Here is a 19,002-nt window from a genome sequence, read left to right as displayed (position 1 = left end):
TTCCACTGTCGCACAAAACATCGAGGGCGCAGCCAGCGCCGCGCCCTCGATGTTGATTCACAACGTTTTTGTTACCAGACGCGGCAGCTGTTGACCGGCACCATCGGCGATCCCTTCTTGCATCCGAAGGCGTCAGCGAAGCCCGGCTGGTTGACGATCGCTCCGGTGACGCGGAAGTGATCGGGCGAGTGCGGATCGGTGAGGACCTGTTCGCGGATGATCGCATCGCGCGAGTTCTCGCAGTAGTTCTGCGCGAAGCCGATGTAGAAGCGCTGCGGCGCGGTGTAGCCGTTGACCTTGGCCTTAAGATCGACGTTGTTGATCTTCGCGCGTTCAAGGTAAGCGAGGTACGCGAGGACGAGGCCGCCGTTGTCGGCAGTGTTCTCGCCGAGCGTCAACTTGCCGTTGACCTTGACGTCATCAACTGCAGTAAACGAACCATATTCGTTGACGAGGCAGTCGGTGCGGGCCTCGAACTTCTTGGCGTCCTCGGGAGTCCACCAGTCGCTCAGGTTGCCCTTGCCGTCGAACTTGCGGCCCTCGTCGTCGAAGCCGTGCGTGAGCTCATGGCCGATGACCGCGCCGATGTGCCCGTAGTTCACGGCGTCATCCTGCTTGGGGTCGTAGAAGGCCGGCTGCAGGATTCCCGCCGGGAAGTTGATGTCGTTCATGCTCGGGTCGTAGTAGGCGTTGACCGTCGGCGGAGTCATGCCCCATTCGTTGTGATCGACGGGCTTGCCGATCTTGGCGAGCTGGCGATCGTTCTCAAAGGCATTACCGCGGAACTTGTTGCCAAGCGCGTCGTCGGGCTTGACCTCAAGCTTCGTGTAGTCGCGCCACTTGTCGGGATAGCCGATCTTGTTGGCCACCAGATGCAGCTTCTCTTTGGCGCGGACGCGCGTCGCTGGAGACATCCAGTCGAGCTGGTCGATGTCGCGGTCCATGGCGTTCTCGATGTCGTAGACCATCTGGAGCGTCTTGGCCTTGCTGTCGCCCGCGAAGTACTGCGCAACGTAGACCTGACCGAGAGCCTCTCCAAGCGCGCCGTTGACCGCATTCGAGCAACGCTTCCAGCGCGGGCTCTGCTCGGGCTGGCCGTTGAGCTTGCGACCGTAGAAGTCGAAGTTCTCGTCGTCGAAGCGCTTGGGCAGGCGGTTCGCGGCAGCCGAGAGCAGATGGTAGCGCATGTAGGCCTTAATCGTCGTGATATCGGACTCATGAACAGACTGCATCATCGCAGCCAAAAATTCCGGATTGGCGTTGTTCAGCTCCGAGACACGTGCAGAGCCGACAGCGTCCAGAAAAGGATTGAAGGCATCGGCAGGAATCGTGTTCTCGAGGACCTCGATGGTCTGGAGGTGATAAACCTTCTCAGGATCGCGGCGCTCGGTGACAGGCATGGAGGCCTTTGCGAGTTTCGTCTCGAAGACCATGATGGCGTTCGCGTCCGTGGTTGCCTGCTCGGGCGTGCTACCGGCCAGAGTGAGCATCTTCGCAACGTGTTCGACGTACTGCTTGCGAAGCGTCTCGTCCTTGGCTCCCGTCCTGAGGTAGTAGTCGCGCTCGGGAAGCCCCAGCCCACCCTGATCGATGAAGGCTATCTGCTTGCTGGCGTCCTTGTAATCCTGCTGTTCGCCGAAGCCGAAGAAGACATCGACGCCATTCCGCTGCAGCCTGCCGATGAGCGACGGAAGCTCGGACAGATCCTCGACGGCCTTGATCTCGTCGAGCATCGGCTGGAGAGGCGCAAGGCCTTTGGCTTCAATGGCGTCCGTGTCCATGCAGCTCTTGTAGTAGTCGCCGATCTTCTGCTCATTGGGCGTACGCGCGGAGCCGCCGGTCGCCGCTTTGGCGAGAATACTGTTGAGGGACTGCGTATTGACGTTGAACAGGGCGTAGAACTCGTCGACCGCAGGCTGGTCAGCAGGAATGGGATGGTTGCTCGCAAACTTACCGCAGGCGAACTTGTAGAAGTCGTTGCAGGGATTGACGGAAGTGTCGATGGATGTGGAGTCGAATCCTGGGATGGGCTTGTAAACCTCAACGGGCTTGGTAATTGCGGCCGGGGCTGGGTGGTTTTGCTGGGCGAGCCCCGCGCCTGTCGCGGCCGACGCAATTGCAATCCCTGCCCCGAGACGGAGCCACATGCGCGTACCCATCCAATTTTGTCCGTTCCTCATGCCTCTCCTCCAGGGGGATCAGAGATCCCTCAGTCTTTGTATCATTGGCCACCCAAACCGATAAATACGCTTTTTCAGCCCGCTGCCACTATTGGCGAGCAGTCCGCGTCTATGAAACAGTATTGATACCTGCCTCAGGAGAGTTGGTACGCGTCCTGCGTCGCGATGGTTCCCATGACCGCTCACGCCCGTCTCCGGCTCATTTGCATGCTCGGCCTCGCTCTGCTCGCGGTGCCTGCGATGCCGGGGTCCGGGCCGCGGGGACCACAGCAAGCCATCCGCATTCCGCTGGAACCTCTCGGATACGAGGCGCTTTCGAAGCAGTTTCTGCTGGCCGGAAGCTCAATGCTGACCGTGCACTTCGTTGACGACCGTCATCTCCTGCTGACGTACAACGCGAAACGGCTGCTGAAGCGCCTGTCTGACTGTCCACCGGACGATCAGGACCGAACCATTGTTGCACTGCTGCTGGAACTGCCAAGTGGCAAGGTCCTGGCGCGGACAGAGTGGCGCGTCCACGACCGCGAGCAGTATCTGTGGAACCTGGGACATGGACGCTTTCTTCTCCGCGTGCGGAATACGGTGAGCTCCTTCGCTCCGCTGGCGAACCTGGCGTCGGGACATCCGTTTGCTGAGCGGCCTCTGGTGACGACTCGACGCCGCGTTGAAGCGATCCTGTTTTCACCGGACTCGGACCTGATGATCGTCGAATCCAGACAGCCCAAGACTGACGCTCTTCCTGACCCGGGCGTGCCGGACGTGGCTGTGGTGCGCAAGCCCGAGCCAGATCCGGTTCAGGTCGATTTCTTCCGCGTCGCGCTGCCTCAGAGTCCAGGCGATGAGGTGCGTCTGCAGCGCGCCGGACAGATCTTTGCGCGGGGTATAGGCAGAGTGCCGGCGAACTCCTCCGGGTATGTCGCGATTCTCGACCAGGGACGCCAGCACTGGGCCTTCGACTTCAGATTATTTACCGGCAAAGTGAAAGAGCTGGCAGGTTTCGATTCAAACTGCAGGCCATTTCCGGTTCTGGTGAGCCGCAGCGAGTTCGTCGCCTTCGGCTGCCACAATGGGCACACGAAGCAGGTCATCGGCGCCTTCAATCTGCGCGGAGAGGAGATGTGGCAGCAGAACATCTCGGAAGCCTTTATTGCGCCGACCTTCGACTTCGCTTCGGTGGGTGGACGGTTTGCGATGAGCCGGCTGGCTGTGCGCGACTCAGCGTTTGCGATGGATGACTCGCTCTTGCCGGAGCTCGTCGGGCCGCAGACTGTCGTGGTCTATCAGACCGATAGCGGCAAGCAGATTCTTCGCGTGGACAGCTCACCGATTGAACGGGCCGGACAGAACTTCGCGCTTTCGCCGGACGGGATGAGCCTCGCGGTCATCCGAAACGAGGCCATTGAGGTTTACCCTCTTCCTCCGCTGACCGGTCAAGAGCAGAAGGCGGTCGAACTGGCGGTAAAGTCGGCTCCGGAGGCGAACGACGCAGCGGTGCAGTTCGGGGCTACCTCGGACGCACCCGAATCGCAGGCGACGCTGAGCCGAACCGCGGACTCTGCGGCGACGAGCGCCTCGCCCGGAAGCACTGTGAATGGTGACAGCCAGGCCGCGGCGGCTCCGCTTGTCGATGCCGCGACCACTGCCGCGGGTACAGCAAACTCTGCAGCCAGCACGAACACGGCGACCACGACAAGCGCAGCAGGCGAAACCGCGTCTGCTGCGCCCGACGCCACGTCTTCTGCAGTTCCGGCTTCCCCCGAGATCAAGCCTGACGAGCAGAGTGCGCCACGGAAGCCGCCTACCCTCTATACGTTACCGGGAGACAAGCCCGAAGACTCACCGCAGCGGCAAAAATAGCAAAAATAGAAGAGGGCCGGCTCCCGATGTCTCGGTGAGCGGCCCTCTTCTTGATCTCGTCTTTCTACAGCTTGAGGACTTAGGCAGCCTTCTTCGCGGACGCCGCCTTGACGCGGGCGTTCAGGCGGCTCTTGTAGCGGCTCGCTGTGTTCTTGTGGATCACGCCCTTCTGGACGCTCTTGTCGAGCACCGAGACGGTCTCGCGATAGGCCTGCGTGAGGTTCTGGGCGTCGCCCTTCGCGATGGCCTCACGCAGCGAGCGGAGGGTGCCACGGAGCTTGCTCTTGTTGGCGCGGTTTACCGCGGTCTTGGACTCTGTCTGACGTGCGCGCTTCAACGAAGAAACATGATTTGCCATTCTGAACTCTTTCTCTCACCCGTGGTTTTCGGGGAATTCGGGATGCAGACCGGAGGCTGGCCAGAAACACAGCCCTGCCCATCCCCTGCAATCCCTTAAGTTTACGGAAGGTGGGGCATAAAATCAACCGCCCTGGGGTGAAAAACGAGCTCGGTGCGCCTGGCTTGGCCGAACCTACGGTGTATTTCCTCTGATTCATTCGGAGCTTGACGTGGGCGATGTGTCGTTCTACTCTTTGCCCATCTTCGGCACACGATTGGCAACTTTCGCCATCCCGGTCGCAGGCTCTCAGGAAGCATTGGGGGCTTCCCGCGCTACCTGCCCGACTACTTCCCCCGCAACTATTGCCCACAGCCATGTATCCAATGGAGTAGACCTTAACCGCGTTTTCCCTGACGGAGGTCAGCTACACACTTGATCAGACAAGCCATTGAAATCACCCCCGGTATCGAGCCGCTTTACGGCACCCACGACGAAAACCTCCGTCTGATGGAAGATGGCCTGCATGTGACCATCGACCTTCGATCTGACGCCATCCATGTGACAGGCAACGCCGACAGCGTTGCGAGGGTGGAGCGTGTCTTCGCCGACTTCGACGCATTGCGCAGGAGCGGCGTAAATCTGCACAATGGCGAACTCCACGGAATGCTCAAGGTGGTCGTCGCCGATCCGTCGGTGACGCTGCGCTCGCTGGTGGACTCAGGCAAGCAGCGTTCGTCCGGCGTGAAGCGGATGGTGCAGCCGCGGTCTCCGAACCAGCGGAAGTATGTCGAAGCCATCGAGCAGAACGATATGACCTTCGGGCTGGGCCCAGCCGGTACCGGAAAGACGTATCTTGCTGTAGCGATGGCGGTTTCGGCGCTGATGGCCAAGCGGGTCAGCCGCATCATTCTCGTCCGTCCAGCGGTTGAGGCGGGCGAGCGGCTGGGCTTTCTCCCGGGCTCGCTGCAGGAGAAGGTCGATCCCTACCTGCGGCCGCTGTACGACGCGCTGTACGATCTGGTGGACCCGCCAAAGGTGGACAAGATGCTGGAGTCCAGCGTGATCGAGGTGGCTCCGCTGGCGTTCATGCGCGGGCGGACGCTGAACGACGCCTTCATCATCATGGACGAGGCGCAGAACACGACCAGCGAGCAGATGAAGATGTTCCTTACCAGAATGGGCAACAACTCCAAGGCCGTGATTACAGGCGACCTGACGCAGATCGATCTTCCGAATCCGAAGAGGTCGGGCCTGCTGGACGCGCTGCATGTTCTCGATGGCGTCGAGGGCATCCGCTTCTGCCACTTCGAGGACACCGACGTCGTCAGGCACCACCTTGTGCAGCGGATTGTGCGCGCCTATGACAGCTACGGGCGGGCACAGCAGGAACTCCCGCTCTCGATGGGCGAGCCGGCCATGCCGGAGCCGCCGATGACTGCGACGAGCAAGACCAAGCCTGTCGCCAAGCCGCAGTAAGGTAACATCGTGGCAGAGGGAGCCTGCGGTTCCCTCTGCCGATCTTCTGCAAGCGATGATTACCATCGAGCCTCCAAGTACACTCTCCAACTCCGCGGTGGCGGCACTCTCCAGGGCCGGCCTGACGCGGTTTCTCAATCGCGCGCGGGGCGCGGTGGAACTTGCCGGCGACGTAGAGGTGCTGCTGACCTCGGATGCTGAACTGAAGAGGTTGAACCGCGCTTTCAGGGGAAAGAACAAACCCACCGATGTGCTCAGTTTTCCCTCACCGGAGGAGATTGCCGGCGAACATGCAGGCGATCTCGCGATCTCGCTTGAGACCGCGGAGCGGCAGGCGGCGAGCTTCGGACATACGCTGCGCGATGAGGTCCGCGTGCTGATGCTGCATGGCTTGTTGCACCTCTCAGGCATGGACCACGAGACCGATCACGGCGAGATGGCCGCGCGCGAGGCGGAGTTGCGGCGCGAGCTTCGGCTTCCGGTGACGCTGATCGAGCGCGTGAGCAGACCGCGCGACAGGCGGCGGCGATGACATACGGCTACAACGCGCTGATTACGCTGCTGCTGGCGATTCTAGCGCTGGCGGCGTATGTGGACCGCATCTACTCGGAGATGGGCAAGTTTCTTGCCCGCGAGTACCAGGACAACGTGGACTCGTGGGAGGAACTGGTGGAGCCTCGGCTGCGGCTTGGCCGCGAGTCGATTGCGCTGTCGGCCTCGGTGCTGCGGCAGCTTACGCTGGCGGCGATTGCGCTGCTGTGGGGCGTGAGGCTCTTTTACGGGCCTCCGTTCCCCGCGCATGCTCCGGGCTGGGGCGAGATTGTGCGCGCAGTGATTGAGCTGATCCTGCTGCTTCTGGCCTTCGACCGGCTGGTTCCGCAGATTCTTTTTGCAAGAACGCGCGGTCGATGGGTTGTGCGTATCCGGCTGCTGCTGCTGGTGCTGTACTACCTGATTCTGCCGGTGACGCTGCTGCTGGGACTGCTGCTTTCGATTGCGGCGCTGGCCGAGCCGGAGGACGTCGCGGTTGAGGAGCATCCTTCGGAGGCGATGGAAGCTCTGCTCGAGGCGGGGCAGGAGGAGGGCATCCTCGAGGCTTCGGACCGCGCGCTGGTGCGGTCGGTGGTCGAGTTCGGCGACAAGGTAGTGCGCGAGGTGATGACGCCGCGACCGGAGATCTTTGCCGTGCCCGGGACGCTGACGCTGCGCGAGTTTACGGCGGAGATCAACGAGCATGCGTTTTCGCGCGTTCCCGTGTTTGACGGGACGCTGGACCATGTGACCGGCATCGCCTTTGCCCATGACCTGCTGAAGGTGCTGGACATCGAGGCAGGGACGCGAACGGTGGCGCAGATGCAGCGGCCTGTGGCGTTCGTGCCGGAGACGAAGAAGGTTGCCGAGCTGCTGCGCGAGATGCAGCGCGAGAAGCAGCACATGCGGATGGTGATCGACGAGTACGGCGGCGTGGCCGGGCTGGTGACTATCGAAGATCTGCTGGAGGCCATTGTTGGCGATATCGCCGACGAGCACGACGAGCAGGGAGAAGATGAGGCCCCTGTGCGCGAGGCAGACGGCGCGTATGCGGTTTCGGGTGGCTTCGAGGTCTCGCGGCTGCGGGAGCTGTTCGCCGACCAGATGGGTGAGCCGACGCGGCCGGTTGAGGACATCGAGCCAACCGACGGCGATGAGGAGACGCCCCACGAGGAGGAGGTCAATCCTGCCCGGCTCGCTGACGAGTATGAGTCGACGACGGTGGGCGGACTGGTCTCAGAACTCGCCGGACATATTCCCCTGCCCGGCGAGGTGGTAGAGAAAGACGGGGTGCGCCTGGAGGTTCTGGCTTCGACCGACCGCCGGATCGACCGGGTGAGGGTCAGCCTGACCGGGCATGTCTCCGAGCCCTGAGGGATCCCCCCCGGGGGTATTTTTGTAAATCGCTTGTCTTCAATGTCTTATCGAAACCTCTCCTCGTAAAATATTCCATTCAAAGGACTTAAAGGTCAAAATATTCAAAACAAACGGGTTGCGGGGGTAAATGAAAAAGCCCCGGAGGTTTCCGGGGCTTGCTGCTTTCCTGTCTGTTTTTATTTTAGCGGATTGGTGGAAACTACTCTGCCACTTGGAAGTGGCTTGTTTTTAGTGGGTTGAGTGATTTAGGGGCTTGACAGGATTTTCTGTGGAAATCATGGGGGGAGTCAGCGAAAGCGGATTCCTCCCCATTTTCGATTTGCTCAGGGCCTGCTACTGCGCTGCGGAATGGCAACAACGCAACTGCAAACGCAGAGTTCGCAAAGGTAACGCTAAGGCCGCAAAGACAATTTGAGGCGGTCTGCTGCTCCGTCATCCAGATGACGTCTGTGGCGAGGGATGCATCCTGCGAAACCCAGGTCTCAAAATCGAGACTTGGGGCACCCGTCCGTGGCTGCAAACGCAAAGGAAGGCAGTAGTGGATTCGTGTCCGGTTCGGGCGGAAGTGGCGGAAGAGGCGGCTGCGCTGGTGAGAGGATAGGGAGGATGAGGGATTGACGGATGCGGATGCTGGCCCTGGACATGGATGGGACGCTGCTGGGACTCGATGGGCAGGTGAGTCGGCGGAACCTGGCGGCTTTAGAGGCGGCTGAACGGGCTGGCGTGGAGGTCGTGATCGCGACCGGGCGGCGGCACAGCTATGCGATGAGGGTGCTGCGCGGGCTGGGGTTGAATGAGGAGAATGCGCTGATCAGCTCAAATGGGGCGGTGACCCGGACACTGGGGGCGAAGCTGCTGGAGCGGACTCTGTTGCCGGGGCCGACGGCGGAGTGGCTTTGCGGGCATTTGGGGGAGTACAGGAGATCGCTTCTGCTGACCTTCGACCGCGTGATGCCGGATGGCGACGATGCGCGCGGGGCCCTGGTGGTGGAGGAGATGGAGGAGCTGAACGGGAGCATCGCGCGATGGATGGCGGCCAATGCACAGTACATCGAGAAGGTGGTTCCGATCGAGCGGGCGATCGAGAGCGGCGGGCTGATCCAGATGATGCTGACGGGGCCGGTGGAGAAGATGCGGCAGGCGGAGGCGCGGCTGCTGGAGAGTCCGAAGGTTTCGGCGGTGGGGCTTACTCCGCTGCGCAAGGACGAGGTTCGTGACGAGCAGCGAGCGGAGGAGACTACGGAGCGGATGCAGGCGGTTCCACAGGCGGCGGAGAACGCAGAGGCAGCGCTGCACCGGACGGAGTACCCCGAGAGGGACCTGAGCATTGTGGATATTCTGCCGGCGGGTTGCAGCAAGGGGCTGGCGCTGCTGCAGCTGGCGGCCGACCGCGGAGTGAAGCCCGAGGAGATTGTGGCGGTGGGGGACAACTGGAACGACATCTCGATGCTGGAGGCGGCGGGGCACGCGGTGCTGATGGCGAACGCTCCTGAAGACCTGAAGTCGATTGCGGAAGGGCGCGGGTGGATGATCGGGCGGCGGAATGATCAGGATGGGGTGGCGGAGGTAGTGGCGATGGTGCTGGATGGGGCTTTGCGCGGGGTTTGAGGGTTCTGGCCCGGAAGGGGTTTGGGTAGAGAAGCGGGTTTCTCCGAAATGACGAGTCTTTGGCTCGGGAACCTTGGTGGGGATCGGTTGGCTAAGGGAGATTGTGCCCGAACGTCCTGCGCTCCTTGCTGGTGCCGATGGGGGATAACGAGCACGGTGGGCCGATGGTAGGCTTTTAGGGGATGATGCACTTTGCAGTTCGGCGAGGATTGGCAGTAGTGGGCGTGCTGGCGGCGATGGGTTTGCCGGCGCGCGCGGCCGAACATGTGACTCTAAAGAACGGGTTTGAGATGGACTGCTCGCGGCGTGAGGTAGTGGGGGACCGCGTGCGGCTTTATCTGGCGGATTCGTCCCAGGGGAGCGAGGCGGGTTATCTGGAAGTGGCTTCGGACGCGGTGGTGCGGGTGGAGACGGTTCCCGATGCTCTACTGGTCGCAGCTCCTGCGTCTAAGACGGCTGTTGCTGCTCCTGTCGCTGCGCTTACGAAGGCCGAGATGCACGAGATGCTGGGGCTCGCGGGTGACGCACACAACATCGACGAAGACTTGCTGGCCAGCGTTGTGCGGGCGGAGAGCGGCGGGCAGGTGCGTGCGGTTTCGCGTGCCGGGGCCCGGGGGCTGATGCAGTTGATGCCGGGAACTGCGGGTGAGATGGGAGTGAAGGACGCCTTTCGCCCGGAGGAGAATATTGCGGGCGGAACGGCGTATCTGGATGAGCTGCTGACGCGGTATCACGACAATGTCGCCCTGGCGCTGGCGGCGTATAACGCGGGGTCGGCAGCGGTGGACCGGTATCATGGCGTGCCTCCGTACCGCGAGACGCGAGCGTATGTGGCGCGGGTGATTCGCGAGTTCAACCGGCGGAAACAGGCAGCGCGCGGGACCGTGATCGCACAGGCGAAGTGAGCGGGCCGGACAGCGCCGGGGAAAATCAAGAGGACATTCGATGAAGAAGCGTGGTGGAGCGTTGTGGGTGGGCGTGGTGGTTGTGCTCGCCATCATCGTGATCGTCTTTCGCGACAGGATCCACTTTGACTGGGGCGCGTTCTGGCAGCAGTTGCGGCATGCGAGCGTGGGGCATATCGTCGCGGGGATCGCGCTGATCTATGCGACGTACTGGCTGCGGGCGGTGCGGTGGAGCGTGTTTGTGTCTCCGACGAAGAAGGTTCCGGCGAAGTCGCTGCTGGGCCCGCAGTTCATCGGGTTTACCGCGGTGGCGGTGTTTGGACGTCTGGCCGATCTGACCCGGCCGTACCTGGTGGCGCGAAGGATTTCGCTGCCGCTGAGCTCACAGGTGGCGGTGTACACGATCGAGAGGATGTTCGACCTGGGGGCGGCGGCGCTGATCTTTTCGAGCGCGCTGGCCTTCACTCCGAAGGACCTGCCACACCATGAGGTGTTTGTGCGAGCAGGAGTGGTGAGCCTAGCGTTGACGCTGGCGATTGCCGTGTTTGCCGCGGTGGTGCGCGTGGCGGGAGGCGCGGTGGCGAGGTTCGCCGAGGTGGCGCTGAGGCCGCTGTCAAAGCCGGTAGCCGAGTCGATTGCAGAGAAGATCACGGGCTTTCGCGATGGGCTGAATGCGCTGAGTTCGGTGCGGGAGTTTTTGGTGGTAGCGGCGATCTCGCTGGCGATGTGGGGCATGATCGGGTCGGCGTATGTGCAGACGGCGCATGCGTTCGTGGAGACTCCGGAGCTGGCGGGGCTGACGTTTTCGCGGACGATGCTGCTGATGGCGGCGAGCATCGGCGGCTCGGCGCTGCAACTGCCGATTGTGGGGTGGTTCACACAGATTGCCGTGACGGCGACGGCGATGCATGCGTTCTATGGCGCGCCGATTGAAGCGGCGACGGCGTGCGGCGCGATACTGCTGGTGGTGACCTTCATCTGCATCATTCCTGCGGGTCTCGTCTGCGCGCGGCTGGAGCATGTGAGTTTGAAGAGGGTGACCGAGGAGAGCGAGGCTGCGGCCGGGGAACAGTCGCTGGCTCAGTAGGCTTCAATAAGGCGACTGGCTGGGGTAGCGGCTTACATTCCCACCCATGTCGCGATGGAGCTGCGACATGGATGGGGCATCCGAGCGTTCGTTGGCTCAGTAGGCACCGCGGGCACAAGCGTTTACGCTGGTAGAATCAAGGCATTGCGATGAAGTGTCCCTACTGCGGGTTTACCCAGGATCGAGTTGTCGATTCGCGCGAGAGCAAAGAGGCTGATTCGATTCGTCGACGGCGGGAGTGCGAGGGCTGCAACAAGCGGTTCACGACGTACGAACGGATCGACGAGATTCCCTACATGGTGGTGAAGAAGGACGGCCGGCGGGAGAAGTTCGACCGGCAGAAGGTCCTGAGCGGGTTGCTGCACGCGTGCGAGAAGCGGCCTGTACCGGCGGTGAAGCTGGAGCAGATCGTCGATGAGACGGAGGCCTACGTGGTGGATTCACCGGAGCGCGAGCGCTCGACCAGCGAGGTGGGTGAGCTGATTATGACGCGGCTCAAGGAGATCGACACGGTAGCGTATATCCGGTTTGCAAGCGTGTACCGGGACTTCAAGGACGTTCGCGAGTTCAAGCAGGAGCTGGAAGAACTGCTGAACGGAAGAGATTCAAAGAAAAGGAAGTAGGTAAAAGGAAGATGGCAACAAAGAGGACGCATAAGGTTACGTTGATTCCGGGCGATGGTATCGGGCCGGAGGTTTCAGGCGCGGTCGTGAGGGTTCTTGAGGCTGCCGGGGCCGCTACGGGCGTGGGCTTTGAGTGGCACAAGTTTGCAGCCGGTGCCGAGGCCTTCGAGCAGACGGGCGAATACATTCCGAAGGCGCTGTATGAGTCGATCGAGCGGAACCGCGTGGCGCTGAAGGGGCCGGTGACGACTCCGGTGGGCGGAGGGTTTGCGTCGATCAACGTGACGCTCAGGAAGAAGTTCGATCTGTATGCGAACTTCAGGCCGGTGAAGAGCCTGCCGGGGCTGAAGACGAAGTATCCGGACATCGACCTGATTGTGGTGCGCGAGAACACGGAGGACCTGTACGCGGGGCTGGAGCACGAGATCGTGCCGGGGGTGGTGCAGTCGCTGAAGATCATCACGGATAAGGGATCGACGCGGATTGCGCAGTATGCGTTCGACTTTGCTCGGAAGCATGGGCGAAAGAAGGTTCACGCGATCCACAAGGCAAACATCATGAAGCTGTCGGATGGGCTGTTTTTGCGGTGCTGCCGGAAGGTTGCAGAAGACTTTCCTGAGGTGGAGTACAAGGAGCACATCGTCGATAACACGTGCATGCAGCTAGTGCTGAATCCTTACCAGTACGACATTCTGCTCACCGAGAATCTGTATGGGGACATTCTGAGCGACCTTTGCAGCGCGTTTGTGGGTGGGTTGGGGCTGGTTCCGGGAGCGAACCTGGGAGCGGAGTGCGCGATCTTCGAGGCGGTGCATGGGTCGGCTCCTGATATTGCGGGCAAGGACATGGCGAACCCGACGGCTCTGCTGCAGAGCGCGGTGCTGATGCTGCATCACCTGAACGAGGGTGAGACGGCGGAGCGTGTGCAGGCCGCCGTGGAGCAGGTGTATCGCGAGGGCAAGGTGCTGACGCGCGATGTGGGCGGCCAGAGCGGGACGCAGGCGTTCTCGGATGCTGTGCTGGCGACGATGGAGACGGCGGCGGTTCGGGCTTAGAGACGAAATCAAGGAGCGGAGTCGGATGCGGGAGAGGTTGGGTTGGGTGCTCGTGGCTGGAGTGGCCGTTGGCGCGCTTGCCGGTGTGACGGGTTGCAAGCCGGATGATGCGGTGAAGCGCGGCGCACTGATTGGCAAGGGCACCAAGGCGGCAGAGGCTGCTCCGGCGGCGGCCCCGCTCGATGAGGCCACGCTGGGATCGGTTACCGGAATAGTCAAGTTCGCCGGAAGGGTTCCGGAGCGGCTGAAGATCGACATGAGCATGGACCCGGTGTGCGCGATCACGGGTGGGACGAACTATGCCGAGCAGTATGAGGTCAAGGACGGCAGGCTGGCGAGCGTCTACGTGTACATCAAGGATGGGCCGGCGGCGGCGATGTCGGCGCCGGTGCGCTCGACGGAGGCGGTGGTGATGGACCAGGTGGGCTGCCGGTATACGCCGCATGTGGTCGCGGTGATGCGCGGAGGGACGGTGGAGTTCCGGAACTCCGATGGGACGATGCACAACATCCACACGATGCCGACGGTCGTGGGCAACGAGACGATTGATGTCTCTCAGGGGGCCAAGGGAGCACCGCAGATGAAGCAGTTCAAGGAGCCTGAAGTGATGATTCCGGTGCGGTGCAACAATCATCCGTGGATGAATGCCTTCATCAATGTTGCGCCTACTCCGTTTTTTGCCGTGACCGGGGCAGACGGAAGATTCATGATCACAGGGCTGCCGGCGGGGACATACACGCTGGCCGTAGTGCACGAGAAGATGGGGGAGCAGACGGTAAAGGTGACCGTGGAACCGAAGAAGACGGTGACGACGGATTTCACCTACTCGACGAAATGACCAGGAGGCTGGCATGGCGGCTGCGGCGCTGGGTGCGGCGGTTCTCGGGTGGGCGTTGGAACGAGGATCCAGTCACCATGAATTCAGCTTCACGTTAGTGATCAATAAGCTGCCGTTCTGGTTTCTGGTGTTTGCGCTGTTTCTGCCACGGGTGTCGCTGGCTGTCTCGTGGCTGCAGGGTTTGCTGATTCCGTTTGAACTGCATGGATGGATTCCTCTGCTGTTTGCGGTCTTCCTGCCGCGGGCGCTGGTGCTCTTTCTGATTTATCTGGATCAGGGGGTGAGCCTGTGGTTTCTGATTCATCTTACTGTTGCGGTGGTGATATGGAGTGGGGGCGGACAACAAATAGGCCGCCGGCGTCGCGACTCCTGAGGTTGTGAGGGGATGGCAGTGGATGCAACGCGCTGCCGGGCGGTGACGCGGGGCCGGAGAGCACTGTATTCTTAATGGACTATGGAACGGCGTAAGGTTGGCATATTGGGCGCGACCGGAATGGTCGGGCAGCGATTCATTCAGTTGTTGAACAATCACCCCTGGTTCGAGATTACATGGCTGGCCGCGAGCGACCGCAGCGCGGGCAAGGCCTACGCCGAGGCCTGTAAATGGAAGCTGGACACTCCGCTTCCGGCAAATATTGGGGCCATGACGGTGCAACCGAACGTTCCTGAGCTGGCCAAGGACGACCTTCCAAAGATTATTTTTGCGGCGCTGGACGCCGAACATGCGCGCGAACTGGAGCCGAAGTTTGCGGCGGCCGGGTGCGCGGTGATCTCGAACTCGAGCGCATTCCGGATGGTGGAAGATGTTCCGCTGGTGGTTCCGGAGGTGAACGCCGGCCACCTCGACCTGCTGGAAGCGCAGGCGTGGCGGAAGAATTCGGGCGGCTATATCGTGACGAATCCGAACTGCTCGGCGATTGGGCTGGTGCTGGCGCTGAAGCCGCTCGAGGAGCGGTTCGGCATCGAGAGCCTGTTTGTGAGCACGATGCAGGCGGTGAGCGGCGCGGGGTATCCGGGCGTGGCATCGCTGGACATCCTGGGCAACGTCGTCCCCTTCATCAAGAATGAAGAAGAGAAGATGCAGGAAGAGGTCGGCAAGCTGCTGGGCCGATCGCGCGGCAACCGCATCGAGATGCTTGACGCCAAGGTGAGCGCGCACTGCAACCGCGTCCCCGTCGAAGACGGGCATACGGAGTGCGTGAGCATCAAGTTCAGGAAGAAGGCGACGCGCGAGGAGATTCTGGCGGCATGGAGCGAGTTTGCTCCGCTGCGGGGACAACATCTGCCTTCGGCACCGGAGCATCCGGTGGAGTTTGACTCCTCTGTTGACCGGCCGCAGCCTCGGCTGGACAGGATGCGCGGACACGGGATGGCATCGACGGTGGGACGGCTGCGGGAGTGCCCGCTGCTGGACTGGAAGTTTGTCGTGCTGTCGCACAACACGATTCGCGGAGCGGCTGGGGCGGCGCTGCTGAACGCTGAGGTGCTGGCGCGGATGGGCAAGCTGGACAAGCTGGGTGTACCGACTGGAAATGCAGCACAACGACAGGCGGTGCTGGCTTGAGCGGTGCGCATGAATCGTTAGTGGTGATGAAGTTTGGCGGTACGTCGGTGGAAGACGCCAAGGCGATGGAGCGCACCGCGGCCATCGTGGCGGGACGCCGTAAAAAGGGCCTGGATGCAATCGTCGTCGTCTCTGCGATGGCGAAGGTGACGGACCAGTTGATTGCGGCCGCAGCCGCGGCAGGACGAGGAGACAAGGCTGGTGCGCTGGCGCTCAGCGCGCGGCTCAGAAACCGGCACATCGACACGTCGTCGGACCTGTTGCAGCAAGAGCAGTTTGCCGAGATGCATGCCGCGCTCCATACGGAGTTTGATTCACTGGATGATCTGCTGCGCGGAATCGCGGCAGTCGGCGAGCTGACGCCGAGAACAGGCGACCTGGTGGTGAGCTTCGGCGAGAGGCTCTCAAGCCGCATGGTTGCGGCGGCGTTTGCGCAGCGCGGGCTGAACGGCGTGCATGTCGACGCGAGGACCTGCATTGTGACCGATGCCAACTACGGCAAGGCTGCTCCCCTGGAGACGGCGATTGAAGCCAAGCTGCGCGAGTTGGTGCTGCCGCTGATTGAGGCGAAGCAGACGCCGGTGATGGGCGGGTTTATTGGCTCGACCGTGGACGGGATTACGACGACGCTGGGACGCGGCGGGAGCGACTATACTGCGGCGCTGGTGGGCGGAGGGCTGCACGCAGGCGCGATCGAGATCTGGACGGACGTGAACGGCATCATGACGACCGATCCGCGGATCTGTCCGGATGCGCTGCGGGTGAAGTCGATCAGCTTTGAGGAGGCGGCGGAACTGGCCTACTTCGGAGCAAAGGTGCTGCATCCGGCGACGATTCTTCCGGCGGTGCAGAAGAGCATTCCGGTGTGGGTGCTGAACTCGCGCAACGCAGAGAACGAAGGCACGAAGATCACGGCGGTGGCTCCGCACTGCAGGAATCCGTTCAAGAGCATCGCAGCGAAGAAGAAGCTGACGATCATCGATATCGTCGCGAGCCGGATGCTGATGTCGTACGGGTACATGAAGTCGGTCTTCGACGTCTTCGACAGGTACAAGTGTGCTATCGATATGGTTTCGACGAGCGAGGTGAGCATCTCGCTGACGGTGGACTCGAACGAGCGGCTGCCGGAGATCTGCGAGGAGCTGGCGAAGATTGCCGATGTGAAGATGGAGGGCCACAAGGCCCTGATCTGCATGGTGGGCGAGGACATTCGCGGGCATAACGGCATCGCAGGCCAAGTATTCGGAGCTATCAGCCATGTGAACGTGCGGATGATCTCGCAGGGAGCCAGCGAGATCAATATGAGCTTCATGATCGAAGAAGAGGACGTGGAGGAGGCGGTGCGCAGTCTTCACAGGCACTTCTTTGCCGATCCCGATGAAGAGATCTTTGACGTGACAGCGCGCGATGTAGCGCGGGGCCAGGTAGAGAGCAAGGCATAAGAAAGGTCTGCAATGCGGGTATTGGTACTGGGGCATGGGAAGACAGGCAAGCTGGTGGCTGAGGTGGCGGCAGAGCACGGGCATAGCGTGCACGTGCTCGATGCGAAGGAGAATGCCAATGCTTCGGCGCTGACGGCTCCGTTTGTTACAGGGTTCGACGTGGTGATCGACTTCACCTCGCCTGAGGCAGTGATCCAGAACATGCGTGCGGTGTTGGCTACGGGGGCGAAGATGGTCGTTGGCACGACCGGCTGGTACGACAAGCTCTACGACATGCGTGGACTGGCCGAACGCAAGCAGGCAGGGCTGCTGTATGGGACGAACTTTTCGATCGGCGTGCAGGTGATGCTGCAGCTCGCAAGGAAGATGAGTGAGCTACTGAAGAGCAGCGGCTATGCGTTTTCCATCGAAGAGACCCACCATGTGACGAAGCTCGACTCGCCTTCAGGGACGGCACTGACGCTGGCAGATGTGGTAAAGGGCGCGACTGGGTTGCAGGAGATTCCCATCACTGCGCACCGGGTTGGCGACGCCGCGGGGGTCCATGAGCTTGAGGCGAAGGGCGTTGCGGACAAGCTGGTGCTGCGGCATGAGTCGCACTCGCGGCGTGGGTTTGCCGAGGGTGCGGTGCGGGCGGCGGAGTGGCTTTCAACGCGCACCGGCTGCTATGACTTTCAGGATGTTTACACGCAGATATAACATCTCTGCGTCGAAAAAGAAGGAACCGTTATGCGCGTTGCAGTGGCCGAGAAAACTACGAAATTTGCCGGGTTGACGCTGGATGAGAAGCTCGACCGTCTGGCCGAGGTAGCAGTAAAGGTGGGGCTGGCTCTGCGGGCCGGGCAGGAGCTGATTATGACGGCTCCGATGGAGGCCCTGCCGCTGGCGCGGAAGATTACGGAGCAGGCCTACAAGGCTGGAGCGGTGCTGGTGACGACACTGTACTCGGACGATCCGAGCGTGCTGGCGCGGTATGAGTATGGGCCGGATGCGAGCTTCGATTTTGCTCCGGTGTGGCTGCAGGACGGGATCGCGAATGGCTTCAGGAGCGGCGCGGCGCGGCTGGCGATCTCGGGAGCGAATCCGGCGCTGTTGGCCAAGCAGGACCCGGCGAAGGTCTCGCGGGCGAATGTCGCGATGTCAAAGGCCAGCAAGCCGGCGATGGAGCTAATTACGCGGCACGAGATCAACTGGACGATCGTGGCGAGCGCGACGCCGGAGTGGGCGAAGCTGGTCTTTCCGGGTGAGCGCGAGGATATTGCAATTGCCAAGCTGTGGGAGGCGATCTTTGCGGCCTCGCGCGTCAACGTGGATGATCCCATTGGGGAGTGGCAGCGGCATGGCGAGCGGCTGAAGAAGCGCGTCGATATGCTGAACGAGAAACGGTACTACGCGCTGCACTTCAAGGCGCCGGGAACCAACCTGACGGTGGGGCTGGCCGACGACCATCTGTGGGCGGGCGGAGGAACGATGGCGGGCAACGGGATCTACTGCCAGCCGAATATTCCGACGGAGGAGTGCTTTACGACTCCGCATAAGGACCGTGTGGATGGGACGGTGCGGGCGTCGAAGCCGCTGTCGCATCAGGGAACGCTGATCGAGAACATCACGGTGCGGTTTGAGGCGGGAAGGATTGTCGAAGCGACGGCTACGGCGGGCAAGGATGTGCTGAACCGGCTGATCTCGACTGACGAGGGCGCGCGGCGGTTGGGCGAGGTGGCGCTGGTTCCGCATGCGTCGCCGATTGCTCAGAGCGGCGTGCTGTTCTGGAATACGCTGTTTGACGAGAATGCGGCGAGCCACATTGCGCTGGGACAGGCATACTCGACGTGCCTGATCGGCGGGGAGAAGATGAGCGACGCCGAGTTGACGGCGCGTGGAGCAAACTCGAGCCTGATCCACGTGGACTGGATGATCGGCACGGGCGAGATGGACGTGGACGGCATCGCCAACGATGGCACGGCCGAGCCGCTGATCCGCAAGGGCGCTTGGGTTTCGCAGTGAATGCTATGTTTTACCCGACTCTTGACGCATGATCGGATATTTTTTGTGCGCGAGCGAGAATTTCGCGGTAAATTGAGACTCATCGCAGGTCTGAGCCGTCAGACCCGGTAATTCC

17 protein-coding genes are annotated in these 19,002 nt (G+C 61.7%); 15 read left to right on the top strand and 2 right to left on the bottom strand.

Going from position 1 to position 19,002, the window contains the following annotated elements; translation table 11 throughout:
* Positions 1 to 71 precede the first annotated feature (71 nt).
* The gene (locus tag OHL16_RS15770) at positions 72 to 2,180 is read right to left on the bottom strand and encodes a M13 family metallopeptidase (RefSeq protein WP_263368142.1); all 2,109 of its coding nucleotides are present in this window, start codon (positions 2,178 to 2,180) and stop codon (positions 72 to 74) included.
* A gap of 174 nt (positions 2,181 to 2,354) precedes the next feature.
* On the opposite strand from OHL16_RS15770, the gene OHL16_RS15765 reads away from it, so the two are divergent.
* A complete protein-coding gene (locus OHL16_RS15765) occupies positions 2,355 to 4,037 on the top strand; it encodes a hypothetical protein (RefSeq protein WP_263368141.1) in 1,683 nt (560 codons plus the stop codon).
* Positions 4,038 to 4,116: 79 nt separating this feature from the next.
* On the opposite strand, the gene rpsT is transcribed toward OHL16_RS15765, so the two are convergent.
* Positions 4,117 to 4,395 (bottom strand): 30S ribosomal protein S20, encoded by a 279-nt coding sequence (gene rpsT, locus OHL16_RS15760; RefSeq protein WP_263368140.1) that lies wholly within the window; start codon positions 4,393 to 4,395, stop codon positions 4,117 to 4,119.
* A 414-nt stretch (positions 4,396 to 4,809) separates the two neighbouring features.
* Here rpsT and OHL16_RS15755 point away from each other — a divergent pair, with 414 nt between their 5' ends.
* The 14 genes from OHL16_RS15755 (at position 4,810) to OHL16_RS15690 (ending at position 18,887) form a co-directional block, all read left to right on the top strand.
* Positions 4,810 to 5,853 (top strand): PhoH family protein, encoded by a 1,044-nt coding sequence (locus OHL16_RS15755; protein WP_263368139.1) that lies wholly within the window; start codon positions 4,810 to 4,812, stop codon positions 5,851 to 5,853.
* Between the two features lie 55 nt (positions 5,854 to 5,908).
* On the top strand, positions 5,909 to 6,385 hold the full coding sequence (gene ybeY / locus OHL16_RS15750; RefSeq protein WP_263368138.1) for an rRNA maturation RNase YbeY: 477 nt from the start codon (positions 5,909 to 5,911) through the stop codon (positions 6,383 to 6,385).
* Positions 6,382 to 7,758: a hemolysin family protein gene (locus OHL16_RS15745; protein WP_263368137.1), complete on the top strand. Its 1,377-nt coding sequence runs from the start codon at positions 6,382 to 6,384 to the stop codon at positions 7,756 to 7,758. The genes ybeY and OHL16_RS15745 overlap by 4 nt, the downstream gene beginning before the upstream one ends.
* A gap of 624 nt (positions 7,759 to 8,382) precedes the next feature.
* A complete protein-coding gene (locus OHL16_RS15740; protein WP_263368136.1) occupies positions 8,383 to 9,369 on the top strand; it encodes an HAD-IIB family hydrolase in 987 nt (328 codons plus the stop codon).
* Between the two features lie 182 nt (positions 9,370 to 9,551).
* A complete protein-coding gene (locus tag OHL16_RS15735; RefSeq protein WP_317891076.1) occupies positions 9,552 to 10,274 on the top strand; it encodes a lytic transglycosylase domain-containing protein in 723 nt (240 codons plus the stop codon).
* Positions 10,275 to 10,314: 40 nt separating this feature from the next.
* A complete protein-coding gene (locus OHL16_RS15730; protein WP_263368135.1) occupies positions 10,315 to 11,361 on the top strand; it encodes a lysylphosphatidylglycerol synthase transmembrane domain-containing protein in 1,047 nt (348 codons plus the stop codon).
* Positions 11,362 to 11,510: 149 nt separating this feature from the next.
* Positions 11,511 to 11,984 (top strand): transcriptional regulator NrdR, encoded by a 474-nt coding sequence (gene nrdR, locus OHL16_RS15725; protein ID WP_263368134.1) that lies wholly within the window; start codon positions 11,511 to 11,513, stop codon positions 11,982 to 11,984.
* Between the two features lie 11 nt (positions 11,985 to 11,995).
* Complete coding sequence (locus OHL16_RS15720) at positions 11,996 to 13,039, top strand: isocitrate dehydrogenase (NAD(+)) (RefSeq protein ID WP_263368133.1); 1,044 nt, start codon at positions 11,996 to 11,998, stop codon at positions 13,037 to 13,039.
* A gap of 25 nt (positions 13,040 to 13,064) precedes the next feature.
* A complete protein-coding gene (locus OHL16_RS15715) occupies positions 13,065 to 13,877 on the top strand; it encodes a carboxypeptidase regulatory-like domain-containing protein (RefSeq protein WP_263368132.1) in 813 nt (270 codons plus the stop codon).
* A 13-nt stretch (positions 13,878 to 13,890) separates the two neighbouring features.
* Positions 13,891 to 14,250 carry a hypothetical protein gene (locus tag OHL16_RS15710; protein ID WP_263368131.1) on the top strand — a complete coding sequence of 120 codons (360 nt, stop codon included), beginning with the start codon at positions 13,891 to 13,893 and terminating at the stop codon, positions 14,248 to 14,250.
* An 81-nt stretch (positions 14,251 to 14,331) separates the two neighbouring features.
* Positions 14,332 to 15,441, top strand: a complete 1,110-nt coding sequence (gene asd, locus OHL16_RS15705) for an aspartate-semialdehyde dehydrogenase (RefSeq protein WP_263368130.1) — start codon at positions 14,332 to 14,334, stop codon at positions 15,439 to 15,441.
* A 26-nt stretch (positions 15,442 to 15,467) separates the two neighbouring features.
* Positions 15,468 to 16,883 carry a lysine-sensitive aspartokinase 3 gene (gene lysC, locus OHL16_RS15700; protein ID WP_263368501.1) on the top strand — a complete coding sequence of 472 codons (1,416 nt, stop codon included), beginning with the start codon at positions 15,468 to 15,470 and terminating at the stop codon, positions 16,881 to 16,883.
* Positions 16,884 to 16,895: 12 nt separating this feature from the next.
* Positions 16,896 to 17,582 (top strand): 4-hydroxy-tetrahydrodipicolinate reductase, encoded by a 687-nt coding sequence (dapB, locus tag OHL16_RS15695; RefSeq protein WP_263368129.1) that lies wholly within the window; start codon positions 16,896 to 16,898, stop codon positions 17,580 to 17,582.
* 30 nt (positions 17,583 to 17,612) lie between these two features.
* Complete coding sequence (locus OHL16_RS15690) at positions 17,613 to 18,887, top strand: aminopeptidase (RefSeq protein ID WP_263368128.1); 1,275 nt, start codon at positions 17,613 to 17,615, stop codon at positions 18,885 to 18,887.
* Positions 18,888 to 19,002: the final 115 nt, after the last annotated feature.

It is taken from the genome of Edaphobacter bradus (genome assembly GCF_025685645.1).
GTDB classification, from domain to species: domain Bacteria; phylum Acidobacteriota; class Terriglobia; order Terriglobales; family Acidobacteriaceae; genus Edaphobacter; species Edaphobacter bradus.
Note: the sequence above shows the minus strand (reverse complement) of the source record. Positions and strands in the feature narration are given on the sequence as shown.

Coding starts and splice junctions, on each gene's coding strand:
- OHL16_RS15770 (WP_263368142.1), bottom strand. CDS start 2,180: ATGAGGAACGGACAAAATTGGATGGGTACGCGCATGTGGCTCCGTCTC.
- OHL16_RS15765 (WP_263368141.1), top strand. CDS start 2,355: ATGACCGCTCACGCCCGTCTCCGGCTCATTTGCATGCTCGGCCTCGCT.
- rpsT (WP_263368140.1), bottom strand. CDS start 4,395: ATGGCAAATCATGTTTCTTCGTTGAAGCGCGCACGTCAGACAGAGTCC.
- ybeY (WP_263368138.1), top strand. CDS start 5,909: ATGATTACCATCGAGCCTCCAAGTACACTCTCCAACTCCGCGGTGGCG.
- OHL16_RS15745 (WP_263368137.1), top strand. CDS start 6,382: ATGACATACGGCTACAACGCGCTGATTACGCTGCTGCTGGCGATTCTA.
- OHL16_RS15740 (WP_263368136.1), top strand. CDS start 8,383: ATGCGGATGCTGGCCCTGGACATGGATGGGACGCTGCTGGGACTCGAT.
- OHL16_RS15735 (WP_317891076.1), top strand. CDS start 9,552: ATGATGCACTTTGCAGTTCGGCGAGGATTGGCAGTAGTGGGCGTGCTG.
- OHL16_RS15730 (WP_263368135.1), top strand. CDS start 10,315: ATGAAGAAGCGTGGTGGAGCGTTGTGGGTGGGCGTGGTGGTTGTGCTC.
- nrdR (WP_263368134.1), top strand. CDS start 11,511: ATGAAGTGTCCCTACTGCGGGTTTACCCAGGATCGAGTTGTCGATTCG.
- OHL16_RS15720 (WP_263368133.1), top strand. CDS start 11,996: ATGGCAACAAAGAGGACGCATAAGGTTACGTTGATTCCGGGCGATGGT.
- OHL16_RS15715 (WP_263368132.1), top strand. CDS start 13,065: ATGCGGGAGAGGTTGGGTTGGGTGCTCGTGGCTGGAGTGGCCGTTGGC.
- OHL16_RS15710 (WP_263368131.1), top strand. CDS start 13,891: ATGGCGGCTGCGGCGCTGGGTGCGGCGGTTCTCGGGTGGGCGTTGGAA.
- asd (WP_263368130.1), top strand. CDS start 14,332: ATGGAACGGCGTAAGGTTGGCATATTGGGCGCGACCGGAATGGTCGGG.
- lysC (WP_263368501.1), top strand. CDS start 15,468: ATGAAGTTTGGCGGTACGTCGGTGGAAGACGCCAAGGCGATGGAGCGC.
- dapB (WP_263368129.1), top strand. CDS start 16,896: ATGCGGGTATTGGTACTGGGGCATGGGAAGACAGGCAAGCTGGTGGCT.
- OHL16_RS15690 (WP_263368128.1), top strand. CDS start 17,613: ATGCGCGTTGCAGTGGCCGAGAAAACTACGAAATTTGCCGGGTTGACG.